14 protein-coding genes and 1 pseudogene are annotated in these 18,152 nt (G+C 75.9%); 5 read left to right on the top strand and 10 right to left on the bottom strand.

Annotated elements, in window-relative coordinates; genetic code table 11:
• The first annotated feature begins 151 nt into the window (after window positions 1-151).
• From AB0953_RS32130 to AB0953_RS32120, 3 genes are all read left to right on the top strand, one after another.
• Window positions 152-523 (top strand): DUF3291 domain-containing protein, encoded by a 372-nt coding sequence (locus tag AB0953_RS32130; protein WP_366863129.1) that lies wholly within the window; start codon window positions 152-154, stop codon window positions 521-523.
• A gap of 127 nt (window positions 524-650) precedes the next feature.
• A complete protein-coding gene (locus AB0953_RS32125) occupies window positions 651-2,150 on the top strand; it encodes a DHA2 family efflux MFS transporter permease subunit (protein ID WP_366863107.1) in 1,500 nt (499 codons plus the stop codon).
• A gap of 278 nt (window positions 2,151-2,428) precedes the next feature.
• Window positions 2,429-2,812: a VOC family protein gene (locus tag AB0953_RS32120; protein WP_366863106.1), complete on the top strand. Its 384-nt coding sequence runs from the start codon at window positions 2,429-2,431 to the stop codon at window positions 2,810-2,812.
• 10 nt (window positions 2,813-2,822) lie between these two features.
• Here the strand turns inward: AB0953_RS32120 and AB0953_RS32115 are convergent, their stop codons facing one another.
• From AB0953_RS32115 to AB0953_RS32105, 3 genes are all read right to left on the bottom strand, one after another.
• Complete coding sequence (locus tag AB0953_RS32115; RefSeq protein WP_366863105.1) at window positions 2,823-4,070, bottom strand: MFS transporter; 1,248 nt, start codon at window positions 4,068-4,070, stop codon at window positions 2,823-2,825.
• 144 nt (window positions 4,071-4,214) lie between these two features.
• Entirely contained in the window at window positions 4,215-5,102 is an 888-nt protein-coding gene (locus AB0953_RS32110) for a 4'-phosphopantetheinyl transferase superfamily protein (protein WP_366863104.1), read from the bottom strand.
• Window positions 5,103-5,229: 127 nt separating this feature from the next.
• Window positions 5,230-7,116: an acyl-CoA dehydrogenase family protein gene (locus AB0953_RS32105; RefSeq protein ID WP_366863103.1), complete on the bottom strand. Its 1,887-nt coding sequence runs from the start codon at window positions 7,114-7,116 to the stop codon at window positions 5,230-5,232.
• Between the two features lie 215 nt (window positions 7,117-7,331).
• On the opposite strand from AB0953_RS32105, the gene AB0953_RS32100 reads away from it, so the two are divergent.
• Window positions 7,332-8,099: an alpha/beta fold hydrolase gene (locus AB0953_RS32100; RefSeq protein WP_366863102.1), complete on the top strand. Its 768-nt coding sequence runs from the start codon at window positions 7,332-7,334 to the stop codon at window positions 8,097-8,099.
• A gap of 334 nt (window positions 8,100-8,433) precedes the next feature.
• Here AB0953_RS32100 and AB0953_RS32095 read toward each other — a convergent pair whose 3' ends face one another.
• The 6 genes from AB0953_RS32095 to AB0953_RS32070 all read right to left on the bottom strand — a co-directional run bounded on the left by AB0953_RS32095 (window position 8,434) and on the right by AB0953_RS32070 (window position 17,395).
• Window positions 8,434-10,845, bottom strand: a complete 2,412-nt coding sequence (locus tag AB0953_RS32095; protein ID WP_366863101.1) for a condensation domain-containing protein — start codon at window positions 10,843-10,845, stop codon at window positions 8,434-8,436.
• A 261-nt stretch (window positions 10,846-11,106) separates the two neighbouring features.
• Complete coding sequence (locus AB0953_RS32090; RefSeq protein ID WP_366863100.1) at window positions 11,107-12,063, bottom strand: aromatase/cyclase; 957 nt, start codon at window positions 12,061-12,063, stop codon at window positions 11,107-11,109.
• A gap of 91 nt (window positions 12,064-12,154) precedes the next feature.
• Complete coding sequence (locus AB0953_RS32085; protein WP_366863099.1) at window positions 12,155-13,117, bottom strand: aromatase/cyclase; 963 nt, start codon at window positions 13,115-13,117, stop codon at window positions 12,155-12,157.
• Window positions 13,117-13,977 (bottom strand): 3-oxoacyl-ACP reductase FabG, encoded by an 861-nt coding sequence (gene fabG, locus AB0953_RS32080; RefSeq protein ID WP_366863098.1) that lies wholly within the window; start codon window positions 13,975-13,977, stop codon window positions 13,117-13,119. Before fabG ends, AB0953_RS32085 begins: the two co-directional genes overlap by 1 nt.
• Window positions 13,974-15,752: an FAD-dependent oxidoreductase gene (locus AB0953_RS32075; protein ID WP_366863097.1), complete on the bottom strand. Its 1,779-nt coding sequence runs from the start codon at window positions 15,750-15,752 to the stop codon at window positions 13,974-13,976. Before AB0953_RS32075 ends, fabG begins: the two co-directional genes overlap by 4 nt.
• Before the next feature lie 65 nt (window positions 15,753-15,817).
• Window positions 15,818-17,395, bottom strand: a complete 1,578-nt coding sequence (locus tag AB0953_RS32070) for a class I adenylate-forming enzyme family protein (protein WP_366863096.1) — start codon at window positions 17,393-17,395, stop codon at window positions 15,818-15,820.
• 140 nt (window positions 17,396-17,535) lie between these two features.
• On the opposite strand from AB0953_RS32070, the gene AB0953_RS32065 reads away from it, so the two are divergent.
• On the top strand, window positions 17,536-18,009 hold the full coding sequence (locus tag AB0953_RS32065; protein WP_366863095.1) for a nuclear transport factor 2 family protein: 474 nt from the start codon (window positions 17,536-17,538) through the stop codon (window positions 18,007-18,009).
• Between the two features lie 52 nt (window positions 18,010-18,061).
• Here the strand turns inward: AB0953_RS32065 and AB0953_RS32060 are convergent.
• Window positions 18,062-18,152, bottom strand: a pseudogene (locus AB0953_RS32060) (50S ribosomal protein L25); the annotation flags it as partial.

The raw sequence follows: 18,152 nt of genomic DNA, 5'->3' as shown, positions 1-18,152 counted from the left end.
CTCGGCTTCTTCCACGCTCGATTGGCCAGTGGACAGTTCCACTCTCTATCATGGATACTGCAACTCTCCATTATTGAAGGCGAGGCTCACGGTGCCGAAACTCTCCTGGAAGGGCCGCACCCCGGTCCCCACGACCGCACGCGTCCACGTCATGGCGTCCCGCTTCGAGGTGAAGTCGCTCTCCGACGTCCCGCGCTTCTTCGTCCGCGCCCTGGCCGCCTGGGCCCAGCTGAAGACCTCGCCCGGAGCGGTCGAGGCCTCGCTGATCGCCGAGCCGCTCAAGCGCACCTTCTGGACCCTGTCCGCCTGGGAGAGCCGCGAGGCGATCTACGGCTACGCCAGGGCCGAACCGCACCGCGGCATCATGGGCGAACTCCGCTCCACCATGCGGACGTCGGTCTTCACCTTCTGGGAGATGCCCGTCTCCGTGCTGCCGCTCGACTGGGACGACGCCCGCAGCCGCCTCGACGCCCAGCTCCGGGCCGACGCCGAGAACGCCGGCAGCTCCGAGAACCACTCCTGACGCCGCGCCCGGACCACGACTCCCGGCCCGGGACACCCCCGCCCCGGGCCGGGGCACGTACTGCGCACCCCGCACCGCGCACTGCGCACCGCCCGGTGAACCCCGTCTTCCGTATGGAGAACCCCCTATGAGCACCGACACCAGCACCAGCGCCTCAGAAGCGGCCGGCGGCGCGCCTCCCGCGCGCCGCGGCGGCACCGCCCCCCTGTGGCTGTCGATCATCGCGACGAGCGTCCCGATGTTCATGGTGGCGCTGAACAACCTCGTCGTCTCCACCGCCCTGCCCACCCTGGCCAAGGAGCTGGAGGCCGACACCCAGGACCTGCAGTGGTTCGTCAACGCCTACGTCCTGGCGTTCGCCTGTCTGCTGCTCACCGGCGCCGCCCTCGGCGACCGGTTCGGGCGGCGGAAGATCTTCCTCCTGGGCATCGCCGTCTTCACCCTGTCCTCGGTGTACTGCGGCCTGTGCGACACCACCGCCGAGCTCATCGTGGGCCGCACCGCGCAGGGCGTGGGCGCGGCCGCGGTGATGCCGCTGTCGATGACCCTGCTCGCGCAGGCCGTGCCCGCGAACAAGCGCAGCCTGGCGCTCGGCCTGTGGTCCGCGTTCAGCGGCCTGGCCGTGGCCTTCGGCCCGCTCGTCGGCGGCGCCGTGGTCGACGGCATCGACTGGCACTGGATCTTCTGGATCAACGTCCCGGTCTGCCTGATCGCCGTCCCGCTGGTGCTGAAGGTGCTGGACGAGAGCAAGCTGGCCGGCACCCGCCTGGACCCGCTCGGCATGGTCCTGGCCACCGGCGGCCTCGTCGCCCTGGTCTGGGGCATCGTCAACGGCGCCGAGGACGGCTGGACCGACGGCCGCATCGTCGGCGCGTTCGCGGGCGGCGCCGTCCTGCTCGCCGCGTTCGTGGCGTGGGAGGCGCGGGCCAAGATGCCGATGCTGCCGCTCTCGCTCTACCGGCTGCGCGCCTTCGTCATGTGCAACGTGGTCTCCGCGACCATGTACTTCGGCGTCTTCGGCTCCATCTTCCTGCTCTCCCAGTACCTCCAGATCGCCCCCGTCCGCACGCCGCTGCACGCCGGTGTCCTGACCCTGGCGTGGACGCTGATGCCGATGTTCATCGCCCCGGTGGCCGGCGCCCTGACCGACCGCGTCGGCGGCGGCCGCCTGATGGCGCTCGGCCTCTTCCTCCAGGCGGCCGGCCTCGCCTGGATCACCCTGGCGGCCACGGACAACACCCCGTACTCCCACCTCGTCGGGGCGATGGTCCTCGGCGGCACGGGCATGGGCTTCGCCTTCGCCCCGACCGCCGCGGTCGTCCTCGCCTCCGTCTCGCCGAACCTGTACGGCACGGCCTCCGGCGCCAACACCACGGCCCGCGAGATCGGCGGCGCGCTGGGCATCGCCGTCCTGTCCACGGTCTTCGTCCGCAACGGCTCGATGGCCAACGCCCGGGAGTTCGTGGACGGCATGCACCCGGCCGTCTGGGTCGGCGTGGCGGTGGTCTTCCTCGGCGGCCTGTGCGCCCTGGCCATCCCGCGCACGGTGAACCGCCCGGCCCCGGAGCCGGCGTCCCCGCAGACGACCCCGGAGCCCACCCCCGCCCCGGCCCCGGCCACGGCCTGACCCCCACCCGCACCGCCACGGCCTGACCCCCACCCGCACCGCCCGCACCCCCGAAAGCCCGGCCGCCGCCCCTGCCGCGCCGGGCTTTCGCGCTGCCGCCGGGGGCCGGCCGCGGTCAGGAGTGGGGAGCCTCCGGCGCGGCCGATCCGCGCCGCGGTCCTCTCCGTGTCGTCGGCACGTACCGAGGTCGTGCCGACCGACGCCTGCAGCAGATGCGCACGCGCACGTTCGCCGCACGGACCCGTGCGCCGACCCACCGCCTTCGTAGACTGGCGGGCATGGCATGCCGCATCAGTGAGCTCGTCCTCGACTGCGCCGATCCCGACCGGCTCGCCGGGTTCTGGAGGGCGGTGCTGGGTTACGTCGAACTCGGCCGGGAGGAGGACGGGAGCATCGAGATCGGACCGGCCGACGGCGGCTTCGGCGGGCCGCAGCCGACCCTCGTCCTCAGCCCGAGCAGTGATCCGCGGGCCGGGAAGCTCCCCCTGCACATCGACGTCAGCCCCACCGACCAGGACCAGGGCGCCGAGTTGGAGCGGCTGCTCGCGCTCGGCGCCAGGCCGGTGGACGTCGGCCAGACCGGCGCCGAGAACTGGCACGTCCTGGCCGACCCGGAGGGCAACGAGTTCTGCCTCCTGCACGACCGGGTCCGGCCCCTCTGACCCGTCCGCCTCAGGCGGTCGCCGCCGCAGTAGCCGGCTCCGCCGCGTCCCGGGGGCGGGGCCGGCCTGCGGACCCGCGGCGGCCGGCCCAGGCCACGGCCGGCGGCGCGGCCAGGCCCGCCACGGCGAACAGCGCACCCACCACGTACCAGCCGGGCCGCCCCCAGGTGATGCACAGGGAGATCAGCAAGGCCGGCCCGACGGCTTCGGCGAGGCCGGCCCCGAGGCCGAAGACGCCGAGGTACTGCCCGGTGGCGTGCCGCGGGGCCAGGGCGAAGGAGATCTCGAACCCGGCGGCCGCGTGCCACAGTTCACCGAGGGTGTGCACGGCGACGGCGGCGAGCAGCAGCGCCGCGGCGGCCCCCGCCGGGATGCCGGCGGACAGGGAGATCAGCACGCAGGCGGCGAGGAAGGCGGCGCCGGACCGGCGGTAGGCGAGGGCGCCCGCCGCCGGGCTGTCGATGCTGCGGCCGGCCCGCACCTGGCAGGTGACGACCAGGACGGTGTTGAGGAGCATGGTGCCCGAGATGAGCCACGGCGGCGCGTCCGTGGCGGCGACGATCCACAGCGGGACGGCGACGGTGAGCACCTTGAACTGGATGGCCATGATGCCGTCCAGGACGGTGAGCGCGAGGTACGGCCGGTCGCGCAGGGCGGTCCGGCACGGGCCGTCCGCGGCCGGTTCGGGCGCGACGGCGGGCAGGAGCAGCACGATCGCCGCCGAGGCCGCGAAGGCGAGCGCGTTGCCGATGACGAGCAGGCGGTACGCGTTCTGCGTGCCGTCCTGGACGGCGCAGCCGGCCAGGACGGCGCCGAGGGAGATGCCGATGTTGGTCACGGCGCGCAGGTAGCCGCGGAATTCCTGCGGCCGCTCCCCTCCGTGGTGCCGGATGAGGGGGCTGCGCGCGGCGAGCCCCGCGCCCTTCGCGGCGGTGGCCGCGCAGACCGCGGCCACGAACGGCCCGAAGCCGTCCGCCAGCAGGAAGCCGGCCGTGGCGAGCGCCTGCACGACGAGGGTGGCGGCGTACACGCCGCGCGCCCCGCGCCGGTCCGCGAGGTGGCCGGCGGCGATGCCCGCCGCGAGGGCGAGGATCCCGGCGATGCCGAGCCCGAGGCCGACCTGGGCGGCCGGGAGCCGCACGGCCTCGGTGAAGTAGAGGACACCGGCGGTCAGGTACAGGCCGCTGCCGAGGGTGTAGACGAAGTTCGAGGCGGCGATGGTGCGCTGCGGTCCGGGCTCCGGCAGCAGGTGGGGCATGGGCGCGCTCCGCATCCTGGACGGTGAGGGGCCCGGGGCGGTGGCCCCGGCGGCAACTCCCGCCATTGGATTGCAGATTGGTTGTTATTGCAAGGGGTATGCAATAAGCCGGTCCGCTGCCGGCCCGGCCGGACGCGGCCGGGGCTAGCCGGTGGCGAGGGCGTCTTCGACGGCGTCCATGAAGGCCGGGTCCAGCATGGTGCGCACGGCGGTGTCGCGGGCCGGGTCCAGGCCGGTGTCGTGGCAGGCCGTGCTCAGCAGGTAGCGGCCGAGGACCGGGTGGGTGCCGAAGGCCCATTCGCCGCTGGCGGCCGGGGTGCCGTCGGGCGCGATCAGGCCGCCGCTCTCCAGGCCGAAGCCGAACTCCGTGAAGCCGAGCTGGAGTCCCTGGCCGAGGGCCTTGGTGTAGGCCTCCTTCAGGGTCCACAGGCGCAGCAGTTCGGAGGCCTGGCGGTCCTGGGACATCCGCTCCAGCTCCTCGTGCTCGGCCGGGGTGCACATGTGGCCGCGCAGCAGCTCGTAGGACATCCGCCGGTCGGCCGGCTCCACGTCGACGCCGATCCGGCCGGTGCGGCTGACGCCGACCGCGATCAGGTCGTCGGTGTGGCTCAGGCTGATGTCGATCTGGTCCAGGCCCCGGATGAACGGCCGCCCGCCCAGCTTGTACGCGAGGTCGAACGCGGCCGGGTCGGTGCGCAGCGCGGCCGCCGCCGTGTACTTGATGATCATGCGTGAGGTGACGAAGCGGTAGCGGATCGCCGCGTCCGCCGTGCCGCGGTAGCGCTGCCAGTCCCGGCCCAGCAGGGGGCGCAGGGCCGGTTCGGCCAGGGCCGCGGGCAGCCATTCGCCCCATGTCGCGTACACCACGGCACTGCCGCGCCGGTCGAGGCCCCGGTGCACCGCGTCCCACGGCCCGTGCGGGCCGGGGACGTGGACGGGCGCGGCGATGCGCGGCCCGTCCGCCGGCGCGGTGCGCCGGTCCGGCGCGGGCGGTGTGGGCGGTGCGGGCGGCACGGGCGGCTTGGGCGCCATGGGGCGGCTCCTCCTGAGGGGTCGTCGGGTCTGCGGCGGCGCGGTGCGCCCGGGGGTGCGCCGGTGCGCGCGGTGCGCCCGGTGCGCAGGGCGGTCCCGGGGCGCGTGGTGCTTGCGGTGCGGTGCGTCAGTGCGCGAGCCGCAGGCCGTCGAGGTCGCACGAGCGGCCGTCCTCGTACCGGCCGACCAGCTCCCGCAGCACCCGGTCGAGGACGCCGTCGGGCAGCTCGGGCACGGCGATGCCCATGCGGCGGCCGAGCCGGGTCAGGGCGAGCACCGCCCAGGCCGGATCGGCGAGGAACGGGTCGCCGCCGCCGGCGCCGTCGGCGCCGTGCCGGGCCTCCCACACGCCGAGCACGGCGGCCGCGGCGAGGAGGAGGGCGTAGCGGTCGCTGAGGACGACGACGGCCGGGTCGGTGAGCGCCTCGCGGCCCTCGGGGATCCGCAGGCACCGGGCGCGCAGGCCGCGCAGTTCGCCGACGAAGGTCTCGGCGAGCTCGGCGAGGGCGGCCAGGTCGGCGGTGCCGCCGCCGGCGGCGGACCGGTGGCCCTCCAGCCGGGCGGCGGAGCCGATGAGCGAGGCGGAGAGGAAGTCGTCGCCGCTGGCGATGCCGAGCAGCCGGTAGTCCAGGGACGGCAGGGCCGCGCCGGCCGAGAACAGCCCCTCCGGCGGCTCCTCGGCGCGGAACCAGGACCGTTCGGCGAGGCTGCGCAGCTGCGGCACGATGACGGCCTGGCAGGCGGCCGTGCCGGTGTGCCCGAGGCCCGCCACGGGCAGGTCGCGGACCAGCTTGTCGAGGGAGCCGTACTGGGGGCTGCCGTGCTCGTAGCCGTGCGAGCCGAGGACGGAGGCCAGCGCTTCGAGGTCCTCGCGCAGCAGGTCCGGTACGACGTACTTCACGGCGGCGGCCAGGACGTGGGCGCGCTCGGGCAGCAGGCTCAGCGAGCGCAGGGCGACGGTGGCCATGCTGTCGCAGGCCAGCAGGTCGGCGAAGACGCCGGTCAGCGGCTTGTACCAGCGCCGGACGGTGCGGCCGCCGCGGCCCGGGGAGACGGCGCGCACGGCGGAGTGCAGGACGGTGTCGGCGGCCGAGACGGCCAGGGCCGGGATCAGGCAGCGGTTGACCTGGAAGGTGCGCAGCGCGAGCGCCACGCCCTCGCCGGGCCGGCCCACCAGGGCGGAGGAGGGCACGGGCACACCGGTGAACTCCAGGCCGGAGAAGAGCCCGCCGCGCATGCCGGGGGTGGGTACGCGGGGCAGCCGGGCGACGGTGCCGGCGGGCAGCTCGTCGGGGCGTAGCAGGAGCACGGAGTGGCTGCGCGGGCCGCGTTCTGGGGCGGTACGGGCCCAGACGACCCAGGCGGCGGAGCGGGACGCGTTCATGATGACGTCCTTGCGCCCGCTGAGGGTGTAGCCGGCGGCGCCGGGGGCGGAAGCGGAAGCGGGGGCGGGAGCGGGAGCGGCGGTGAACTCGTCGCGCAGGATGGCGTTCGCGTGCGCGACCTCGTGGTGGACGATCGAGGCCCGGCCGCCGCCGAGGAGCAGCGCGGCGGTGTCGGCGCGCTGCCGCTCGGTGCCGGCCGCCCAGACGGCGGCGGTGCCGAAGAGCGAGGTGATGCCGTAGCCGAAGCCGAGGGCCACGTCGCGGCGGAAGACCGGCCGCAGCACCTTGGCGAGCAGGTCGGCGCGGGTGAGGCGGCCGCCGAACTCGGCGGGCACGAACTCGGCGCCCAGCCCCGTCTCGGCGAGCAGCTGCTCGGTCTCCGCGGGCGGCTCGCGCCGGGCGTCGGCGGCGATCAGGGCGGCGAGGCCGTGCGGGTTGGCGGGGTCGAGGGGCGCGCCGAGGAGCGCGTCGAGCCGGCTCGCGCGGGCGAGGGCGGCGTCGTGCTCGGCGTCCCGGGCGGGGGCCGGGGCGGGGGCCGGGGTGGGGGCCGGGGTGCCGGCGGCCCGGCCGGTGAGGGTCTGGGTCTCGGTGAGGGTGGCCATGGTGGCGTGGATCAGCTCCTTCGTCACGGGGCGCGGACCGGGCCGTACGGAGGTTCAGCGTCGGCGCGCCTGCTCGACGTCCGGTCGAGCCCCCCTCGAACTCCGCCGGGGAGTGCCGTACGGGTGGCTCGAGGCCGGTTCGAAGCAGGCCCGATCGGCAGGTCGGACACTGCCGGTGGGCCGTGGGCCCGCAGGCGGGGCAGGCACCGGACCCCGGGGCACTGGACTACAGGGAGGGCGCGATGAGCGCGACGACGGCGGCGACCGGCACGTGGGTGCGCCGGTTCCATCCGGCACCGGAGGCACCCGTACGGCTGCTGTGCCTGCCGCACTCGGGCGGGTCGGCCAGCTATTTCCACCCGCTGTCGCGGGCGCTGTCACCCGCGTTGGACGTGCTCACGGTGCAGTACCCCGGCCGCGGGGACCGGCGCGGGGAGCCGTTCGTCACGGACGTGCGGGAGATGGCCGACCGGCTCTTCGCGGAGCTGCAGGAGCGGCCCGACCCCCGGCCGCTGGCCCTGTTCGGGCACAGCCTCGGCGCGACGGTCGGCTTCGAGCTGGCGCTGCGGCTGGAGGCGGCGGGGACGGCGCCGCTCGCGTTGTTCGCGTCGAGCCGGCGGGCGCCGTCCACGCACCGGGAGGGCGAGTACGCGAACATCGAGGACGACGACTGGGTGCTGTCGACGGTGAAGGAGCTGGGCGGCACGCCCCAGGAGCTTCTCGTCGACGAGAAGCTCCTGCGGATGAACCTGCCGGTGCTGCGGGCGGACTACCGGGCGGCCCAGGGGTATCGCTACCGGCCGGGGCCGGCGCTGGCCTGCCCGGTGGTGGCGATGATCGGCCAGACCGACTCGAAGGTCTCCCTCCAGGAGGCGGCGGCCTGGCGTACGCACACCACCGCCGAGACCACGTTCCACTGGTTCCCCGGCGGCCACTTCTACCTCAACACCCGCGTCCCGGAGGTCGCGACCCTGCTACGCACCCGCCTCCTGCCGGCCACCGCCGGGTAGGGACCGCTCGCCTCGCCGGCGATCGAGTGGGGTCCCCCCGGACGGAGTCTGGGGAGGGTCAGCGCCCCAGACAACCCGGCTCCGCCGGGCACCGGGCTCCGCCCGGACCCGCGCCTCAATCGCCGGCGGGGCTGAATTTTGCCGACCCTCGGCTTCGAACGTCGCAGGAGTCGAGGCGCCGGGCCCGGGGCGCAGCCCCAACACACCCGGCCACCACCCCCGAAGCCGGGAGCCGGCACACTCCAGCCCCGCCGGCGATTGAGGCGCGGGGTCTGGGGCGGAGCCCGAGCGCATCCGGACCGTCTGCTTGCGCAGCCAGGGGCAGGGCTCCGGGTCAGTGGGTGGCCCTGTGGAGGGCGCGGGACAGGGTGGCGGGGGTCGGGGCCACCGCGATCAGGGGTGGGGGCCAGCCGTGGGCGGCGAGGCGGTGGGCCATCTCGTACGCGAGTTCGCCGCCGCCCGCAACGCAGCCGAGCAGGAGCGGTTCGCCGGCCGCGAGCAGGGGGCGGAGCGCCGCCAGGCAGGCCGGCGCGTCGGCCGCACCCCGCACCGTGACCAGGGCCTGCGGCCCCCGCCAGGCCGCCGCGAGGCCGGCGTGGCAGTCGGCCCCGGCGGCGGCGTCCGGCGGCGGGACGAGCAGGACCGTCCCCGCGCCGGGGCGGGCGGCCGGGCGGAGCACGGACACGGTGGCGGCCTGCGGCCGGGTGCGGGCGGGGCCGGCCTCGGGCAGCAGGGACAGGAAGTCGCCCGCAGGCGCCGAGCCGTCCCCGCTGCACGGGAGTTCGCGCAGCAGCAGCGCGGTCCGGTCGAGGGCCGCCGCGGCCTCCGCATCGCCGATCCGCGACCGGTCGTTGACGGCCGTCAGAACGAGGCCGCCCTCGCAGTCGTGGTGAGCCCGCACGCTCAGTGGCACCGGCGTGTACGCATCCACCGCCTGCGGGCGCCCGAGGTGGACGCCCTCCTCGGCGAGCTCCGCCTCCACGGCCGTCGGCGGCCCGTCCGGCGGGTCGAACGACACCACCGACTCGGTGAGTTCCTCGTGCGCCCCGCGGCCGCTCCACGCGTGGACCTGCCCCTGCGAGACCCATTCGTACGCCGATGCGCCGAGCACCCGCTCCCCGAGCTCCGCCAGCAGCTCCGCCACCGGCGCGGCCGGGTCGACCCGGACGTGCAGCGGCAGCGGGCCCTGGAGCGGAGCGGGCATGCCGGCCGCGCCCTCCAGCGCGATGCCGCGTCCGGAGACGGCGACGGCGAAGGCGACGGGGGCGGGACGGGGGCCCGAGCCGGTGGCGCGCTGCAGGAGCAGCGCCCAGGCCGCGCCGAGAGCGGTGCTCTCGGCGGCGCCCAGGTCCGCGGCCCAGCGCCGCAGCCGCACCGCCTCCTCGGGGGTCAGCCGGTGCCGGCTGCGGCCGTGGCCCCGGTGGGCCGGGCCGCCGCCGGCGGGCCCGGGCCCCGCCGCCGGGACGGGCAGCGTCCGCGAGCCGGGCGGCGGTGCGGCCCCGGCCCAGTAGGCGCGCGGCGCGGTGTCGTCCTGCCCGGCGAGCCAGCGCAGGTGGTCCCGTACGTCGGGCCGCCGCTCCCCGCCCCGCGCCCGCCCCGCGGCCAGGTACGCGCGGTGGAAGGCGCGCAGCAGCAGCCGTACGCTCCGGCCGTCGAGCAGGGCGTGGTGGTAGGTCAGGATGACCCGGGTCGGCCCGGCGGGCCCGGCCTGTTCGTCGAGCAGGGCGATCCGCAGCGGGGCGGGGCGGTGCAGGTCGAAGGGGCGCAGGCGTTCGCCGATGAGCAGGGAGTGCCAGTCGGCGGATCCGTACGGGTGCCGGACGAGCTCCGGCTCGGCGTGCGGGTGGACGACGACGTGCGGGCCGCCGTCGCCGGGCGCGAGCGCGGCGCGCAGGACGGGCTCGCGGTCGTGGACGGCCTGCCAGGCCTCGTGGAAGCGGCGGGTGTCCAGCGGCCCGTACCAGCGCCAGTGGAGCTGCTCGACGTGGAGGGCGGCACCGGGCCGGGCGGCGAGCGCGTCGAGCAGCACCTCGCGCTGCCGCGCCCCGACGGGCAGCGGGGGCAGGGCGGTTGCGGGGACGCCCGCACGGGCCGGCCCGGCCACGCCGTCGCCGCTGACCGCACCCGCTCCCCCGGTCCGTGCGGCCGGGCCGGCCGATTCGCCCGCGCGGACGTCGAGTCCGGGCAGGCCGGCCCCTCCGGCCGCGGCTCCCCCGGTCAACTCGGCCGACTGGGCCGACTGGGCCGACTGGGCCGACTGGGCCGACTGGGCCGACTGGGCCGAACCGGCCGCACGAGCCGGGTCAGCCGAGCCACCCAGCCCACTCCGGCCGACTGGTCGGCCCGGGGCGGCCGGCCCCTCGGCCGGCTCGGCCTTGGGGGCCGGCTCGGCCGGGGTGGTCGCGCTGATCGCCTCGGCCCTGCGGCCCGCGGCGGCCGCGGCGGCCGCGGCGGCCGCGGCGGCCGCGGTGGCCGTGCGGGCCGCCCGGGACCGGCCCCCGCCCCCCGCCTCCGCCGGGCGGGACGCCGCAGCCGCGGTGCGCGTGAGGAGGTCGGCCAGCGCGCCCGGGTGGGGGTGGTCCGGCGGGAGGTGGAGGGTGTGGTGCGTGGGGCTGTGCCGGGTCAGCGGGTACGGCGGCAGGGCCGACAGAACGGCCCGGTCGAGGGGGCCGTGGAGGTGGAGGGCCGGCTCGGGGCCGGGGGCGATGACCACGGTGACGGCGACAGCAGAGGCAGCGGTGGTCATCTCTCCCCCGTTCGGCATCGGACTCCGACTCCAAAGGGGACGAGTATGCATGGCGGGGCCACGTATCGCTGACGGGCCGCTGACGCGCCGCCGGTGCCGCGGCACAGCCCCGCCGGAGCGGCGTGGGCCACAGCCCCGCCGGAGCGGCGTGGGTGCTCCGGCGGGGCCCCGGGCCGCGGGCGCGGCCCCGGCACCTCCCGGGCCGCGAGGAGCGGCCCGGCGCCTCCCGAACCGCGGTCGGCGGCCCGGCCGTTCTCGGTCTCACAGCATGCGGACGGCGTTCTCCGCGTGCTGTTTGGCCAGTTCGAGGGTGGCCGTGCTGTTGCGGCCCAGCGCGCTGCGGACGTACGTGCGGGCCTCGGCGAGGGTGGTGCCGGGGCCCAGCACCCGTTCGACGGCCTCCTCGCGCAGCAGGACGCTGTGCTGGGAGACCACGGTGACGCCGGTCTCGTCGGGGATGACGGACCATTCGCCGGTGTGCGCCGCCATCAGCGCGGGTGTCGCGGTCTGCTTGTAGACGATGCGGCCGGCGTGCGGGAAGCAGACCCGTACGGACTCGGTGGTGTGCGCGGAGCCGTCCGCGGTCACCGTGTCCATGCTCATGAGCTGCACCCCCGGCTCGTCCTCGGTGACGTCGAGCCGCGCGACGTGCGGGATCAGCCGCGGCCAGTCGGCCACGTCGTAGAGGAAGCCGTAGACGAGCTCCGCCGGACCGTCGACCCGTACGGCGTCCTCGAAGGCGAGCAGCAGCCCGTCCAGGCGGGTCCACTGCTCGGCGGTCTCCTTGAGCCGGTCGAGCTCGGCGCGGCTGTTGTCGTCGGTGGCCCGCCGCACCCAGGCGACGTCCTGCGGCCGGTCCCCGGCGACGGTGAAGTCGTGCTCCAGCACCAGCCGGCACCGGTCGGCCCCGCGCGGCTCCACGCTCCAGCTGCCGCCCATCCCGGTCGTGGGGGCGGCCGGCAGTTCGTGGCGGAAGTCGATGCGCCGGGCGCCCGCGTCGAGGGTGCGGCGCGAGAGCCAGGACCTGACGGTGCCGTTCGCGGTGGCCCACATGTGGAACCGGTCCTGGACCCCGTCGAAGTCCAGCCGTTCCACGTGGATGCTCGCGGGGACGAACAACGGCCACTGGGTCGTGTCCGCCACCAGTCCGTAGACCACGCCGGCCGGCGCGGCGACGTCGACGGCGTACGACGTCCGGTGCACTCGCTGGACCGCCATCACACACCTCCCTCACGGTTCATCCAGAGTCTGTCCGAGCGCGGTGGAGCGCCGTCGGAGCGCAGCCGGAGCGCCGGTGGACGGGCCCGCGTCACCGGGACCCGACCGCCGTCTCCGCGTACCGCTTGGCGTACGCCATGGTGGCCGTGCTGTTGCGGCCCAGTGCGTCGCGGACGTACGTACGGGCCGCGGCGAGGTCGGCGGTGGGGCCGAGCACCCGGGTGACGGCGTCGGGGCGCAGGACGACGCCGTGCCGGGAGGTGACGGTCGAGCGGCGGGCGTCGCCGGTGACCGTCCAGGCGCCGGTGTGCGCGCTCATCAGGGCGGGCGTACGGGTCTGCTTGTAGACGATGCGGCCGGCCTCGGGGAAGCAGACCCGCACCGACTCGGTGGTGTGCGCGGAGCCGTCCGCGACCATCGTGTCCATGCTCATGCGCTGCACCCCGGGCAGCTCGGCGTCCTCGGCCAGCTCCAGCCGGGCGACGTGCGGCAGCAGGTCCGGCCACCGCTCGGCCCGCTCCAGGAAGGCGTACACCAGCTGCGGCGGGGCGTCGACCCGCACCGTGTCCTCGAAGGTCATGACGAGCTGGTCCATGTGGGCCCACCGGCCCGCGATCCGGGCCAGGTTGCCCAGCTCGGCGCGGCTGTTGGTGTCGGTGGCGCGCTCGACCCAGGCCACGTCCTCGGGCCGGTCGCCGACGACGCGGAAGTCGTGCAGCAGGGTCAGCCGGCAGCGGTCGCCGCCGAGCGGCTCGACGGTCCAGGTGCCGGTCATCTCGCGCAGCGGGGCCGCCGCGATCTCCTGGCGGAACTCGATCCGCCGGGCGCCCGCGTCCAGGACGCGGCGCGAGGTCCAGGACTTGACCTGCCCGCCCGCGGTGGCCCACATCCGCAGCCGCTCCTCGGTGCCGTCGAAGGCGAGGCGTTCGACGTACACGTTGGGCGGGAAGAACAGCGGCCACTGCACGGGGTCCGCGATCAGGCCGTAGACCACCCCGGCGGGCGCGTCGACCTCGGTCTCGTGCACCGTGCGGTGCATCTGCTCGGCCGCCATCAGAAGTTGCCCAGTCCGCCGCAGACGTTGAGCGCCTGCGCGGTGACGGCCGCGGCGAGGTCCGTGGTCAGGTAGCCGACCATGGCCGCGACCTCCTCGGGGGTGGCGTAGCGCCCCAGCGGGATCTTCGCCTCGAACTGCTCCTGCACGTCCTCGGCGGTGGTGCCCCAGGCCGCGGCGTACCCGGCGCGGACGCGCTCGGCCATCGGGGTCTCCACGTAGCCGGGGCAGACCGCGTTGACGGTGATCCCGGTGGGGGCGAGCTCCTTGCCGAGGGCCTTGGTGAAGCCGACGACGGCGTGCTTGGAGGCCGAGTAGGGGGCGCCGAGCAGGACGCCCTGCTTGCCGGCCGTGGAGGCGATGTTGATGATGCGGCCCCAGGAGGCGCCCTCGAGACCGCCGTTCTTCAGGACCTCCCGGGTGAGCAGGAAGACGCTGTTGAGGTTGGTGTCGATGACGTCGTACCAGAGCTCGTCGGGTATGTCGGCGGTCGGGCCGCCGCCGCTGCGCCCGGCGTTGTTGACGAGGACGGAGACGGGGCCGTACTCCTCGACGGCCGCGGCCACCAGCGCGGCGACGGACTCGCGGGAGCGGACGTCGGCGGCGGTGCCCTCGACGTCGAGGCCCTCGGCGCGCAGGTCCTGGACGGTCTGCTTGACGGCGTCGGCGGTCCGCGCGCAGAGGAACACCCGGTGGCCGCGCCGGCCCAGGTCCCGGGCGACGGCCAGGCCGATGCCGCTGGTGCCGCCGGTGACCAGGGCCACCGGCTGCGGCGGCGGAGCCGGCCAGGCCGGAGCGGCCGGTCTCGACGCCGCAGCCGGCGTCGCCGACCCCGGCCGTGTGGCTGACGGTGCTGTCATCGCTGACCCTCCAGGACTCGTGGTGTGGTTTCGACCGTGTCCCGGAGCTCTGGAGAGCCGCCGGAAGTCTGCTGGAGGACCGGCGGCCGGGCCGCGGAGCGCGGGCGCAGGCGGTGGACGGTGGCGAGCCGGCCCAGCGGGGCGATCGCCCGCTCCAGCTCGCGCCAGCTCAGCGTCGGCCCGCCGGCCGCGAGGTAGCCGTCGGGCCGGATCAGCACCCAGCCCCCGGGACCCAGGCCCAGCGTGCGGCGCAGCAGCCCGGCCGGGTCGGGCAGCGGTTCGGGGCCGCCGCGGGTGCCGTCGCCGGCGGTGCGCACCGAGAGCCAGTCGCCGTGCTCGGCGGCGGAGGCGCGGGCGACGCGCAGCGCCTCGCCGGGGCCGGCCGCCGCCCACAGCAGGGTCCAGCGGGTGTCGCGGAGTTCGGCGCGCAGCGCCGCCGAGCCGGGGTCGTCGGGGTGCCGGGCAGCGGCCGCGGCCGCCCGGGTGCCCGCGGGGAGCGCCGGGCCCTTGCCGGGCGTGGTCAGGGGGCTTTCCGGGTAGGCCAGGCGCAGCCCGGACATCCCGCCGAGGACCTTGCGCTGGATGGCCCGGCGCAGCGGCGGGACGGCCCGGACGAGGGAGAAGACGACCGGGAGGGCCGTGCCGGCCAGCCGGTTCTTGAACTGCACGAGGAAGGTGGCCTTGCGGGTGGAGCCGAGCAGCGCCCGGCCGACCGGGACCCGTTCGAGCCCGTAGGTGGCGAGGAGCTCCTTGCCGGCCTGGCCGTGGTCGACCATGGCGAGCTTCCAGCCCAGGTTGTACGCCTCCTGGATGCCGGTGTTCATGCCCTGGCCGGAGGCGGGGCTGTGGACGTGGGCGGCGTCGCCGGCGACGAAGCAGCGGCCCTCGCGCATGCGCGGCACCATGCGCTGCTGGAAGGTGAACACCGAGTTCCACGACGGGGGTCCGACCCGCACGGGCCGGCCGAGGCCCGCGCTGAGCTTCGCGGAGAAGCGGCGGGCGACGTCCTCGGCGTCGGCGCGCTCGCCGGGGCGGCGGTCGGGTGCGGTGTCGAGGAGCCGCCAGCGGCCGTCCTGCCGGTAGGGGACCATCATCAGGGCCTGGCCGCCGGTGTGCGCCCAGTAGATGGTGTCGGGCGGCAGGTCGGTGTCGACCTCGGCGTCGGCGAGCTCCCAGGTGTCGCGGGACTCTCCGATCAGCGGCAGGCCGAGCTCCTTGCGGACGGTGCTGTGGCCGCCGTCGCAGCCCACGAGCCAGGGCACCGGGTACTCCTCGGCGGTGCCGTCGGCGTGCTCCAGGCGGGCCGTGACGCCGGCCGCGTCCTGGGTGAGGCCGGTCAGCCGCACGCCCCACTCGATGCGGACGCCGAGCCGGGCGACGGCCTCGCGCAGCAGTTCCTCGGTGCGGGTCTGCTCGATGACGACGGTGTACGGGAAGCGGGTGGGCATCGAGGCGTAGTCGGCTTCGAGGCGGACGAGCCGGTGGCCGCCGGCGTACATGGTGAAGGCGCGGTTCTTGCGGCCGGAGGCGAGCACCCCGTCGATCACGCCCATCTGGTCGAAGGTCTCCAGGGTGCGCGGGTGGACGGCCACGGCGCGGCTGGTGGCGGCCGGGCCGGGCGCGCCGTCGACGAGGCGGACCCGCAGGCCGCGGCGGGCGAGTTCGTGCGCGGCGGTCAGGCCGACGGGGCCGGCGCCCACCACGAGCACCCGGGCGGCCCGGCCCCGCGTCGTCGGTGTGCCGGGGCCGGCACCTGTGCCGCTGTAGGTCCGCATTGCGGTGGCTCCTCTGATCGGTGGTGGGTCGGTCGTACGGGAAGGGGCGCCCCGCAAGGGGTCGGTCACAGGGCGGCTTCGGCCGCCGCGCGCCGGCGGATGTCCCGGCGCAGGGCGGCGCGTTCGGGTTTGCCGACGGGGTTGCGCGGCACCGCGTCGAGGACCTCGACCCGGCGGATCTGCTCGGCCTCGGTGAGCCGCTCGCCGGCGCCCTCGACGATGGAGTCGATCCGGTCGAGGAGTCCGGGCGCGGTCGGGTCGCGCAGGACGAGCCCGAGCCACACGACGGACCCGTGCACGGGGTCGGGCCAGCCGCTCACGATGCAGTCGGCGACCCGCGGGTCGGCGCGGACGACCTCCTCGACGGTGCTGGGCGAGACGAGCTCGTTGTCGTACTTGAAGACGTCGCCGAGCCGGTCCACGAGGAACAGCACGCCGTCCTCGTTGCGGTAGCCGACGTCCCCGGTGGAGAACCAGCCGTCGGCGTCGATCCGCGGCGGCTCGGTGTCGTCCAGGTAGCCGGCCATCACCTGCGGCCCGCGCACCTGGACCTCACCGGTGGCGTACCCGTCCAGCGGGGCGCGCGTGTCCAGGTGGACGATGCGGCATTGGGTGCCGGGCACGGGCGGGCCCACCGATCCGGCCTTGGGCTTGAGCGGGTCCTGGCAGTGGGAGAGCGGGGAGAGCTCGGCCATCCCGTAGCCCTGCACGACGGGCACGCCGAGGCGCTCGGACAGCGCCCGGGCGGCGGTGGAGGCCAGGGCGGTGCCGCCGGACAGGACGGCGGTCAGGCTGCGGCCGGCCGGGAACGGGCCGGTGAGCCGGTCGTCCAGGGCCAGGGCGTGCAGCCGGGCGGGCAGCCCGTAGTAGTGGGTGGCCGACACCTCGGCGGCGAGGGCGAGGGAGGCGATCGGGTCCGGGTCGGTGCACAGCACCTGGCAGGCGCCCGCGAACACCGCGGAGTTGAGGTGCATCACGTGGTACAGCGGGAGGTGGTTGAGCAGGACCGAGTCGCTGCCGAGCCGGTGGGCGGCGGCGGTCTGCGCGGCGTTGGCGACCAGGTTGCGGTGGGTGAGCCGGACGCCCTTGGGCCGGCCGGTGGTGCCGGTGGTGAACTGGATGCACGCGTCGGCGTCGAGGTCGACGGCCCCGGGCAGGGCGGTCCGCTCGGCCGCGCAGCCGAGCACCTCGGCCAGCGGCACGGCGTCGCCGGGGACCACCCCGTCGGGGGCGTCGGTCACCACGACGGTGCGCAGGGCGGGCAGCCGGTCGGACAGCTTCAGCAGCAGCTCCGCCGTCGCGGTCGGTACGAACGCCACCTCGACGGCGGCGGCGGTGAAGACGTGGACCAGGCCCGTCTCCTTGAGCAGCGGGTTGACCAGCACGACGGTGTTCCCGCTGCGGACCGTCCCGTAGTAGGCGGCGGCGAAGACGGGGTCGAGGGTGTGGGCGACGCCGACCCGGGCGCCGCGGCGGCCGCAGTCGTGCTCCAGGTGGGCGGCGATGCGGTCGGCCTGCGCGTCGAGCTCGGCGAAGGTCACGGTGGCCGGGCCCGTGCGCACCGCCCAGCCCGCGGGGTCGCGGACGGCGGCGCGGCGCAGCAGGCCGTCCAGCGGGAGGTGCGGATACACGGGTTTCGGCATGGTGCGTCCTCCTGGCTCCCGAAGGGGCGGTCGCGGCTGCGGCACGCTCACCACCGTGGCCAGAAGCGCTTGAGGAGTCTTCGAAGGGTGCTCGATCTGCACCGCAGAGACTGCGGGGACCCGATGGAACGGAGTCGTCCATGACCGCCATGACCGCGATGACCGCCGCCCCCGCACGACCGCTGCCGCTGTCGGAGCGGGAGTTCGGCCTCCTGTACGCGGAGGTCCAGCAGTTCTACGCGCACCAGATGCAGCTGTTCGACTCCTTCGAGGCGGAGCGGTGGGCGGGCACGTTCACCGAGAACGCCGTCTTCGACGTGCCGACCCTGCCCGAGCCGGTGCGCGGGCGCGCCGCGCTCGCCGCGAACGTGCGGCGCAACCGGGAGGCGCAGGACAGGAGCGGCGAGCAGCTGCGCCACTGGATCGGCATGCTGGACGTGCAGCCGCAGTCCAACGGCACGCTGCGCACCCGCGCCTACGCGCTCGTGTACATGACGCCGCGCGGCGGGGTGTCCCGGGTGCACCGGGTGTGCGTGATGGAGGACGAACTGGTGCTCTGCCGCGGCCGCTGGCGCACCAGCCGGCGCCTGGTGTCCCGCGACGACCTCGCATGACGTCCGGCGGCGGCCCCGGTCCCGGGCGCTCCGCGCCCGGCGCGCTCGAACGCCGCGCCAGGACGGACGCACCGGCGGCCAGACCCTCGACGGAAACGGTCAGCGCCTCCGGCAGGTGGGTGGCCTCGGCCTCGACCGACACA

It is taken from the genome of Streptomyces sp. NPDC046866 (assembly GCF_040704625.1).
Classification (GTDB): Bacteria; Actinomycetota; Actinomycetes; order Streptomycetales; family Streptomycetaceae; genus Streptomyces.
The sequence above is the reverse complement of the archived record's forward strand: the minus strand, read 5'-3'. Positions and strand labels throughout refer to the sequence as shown.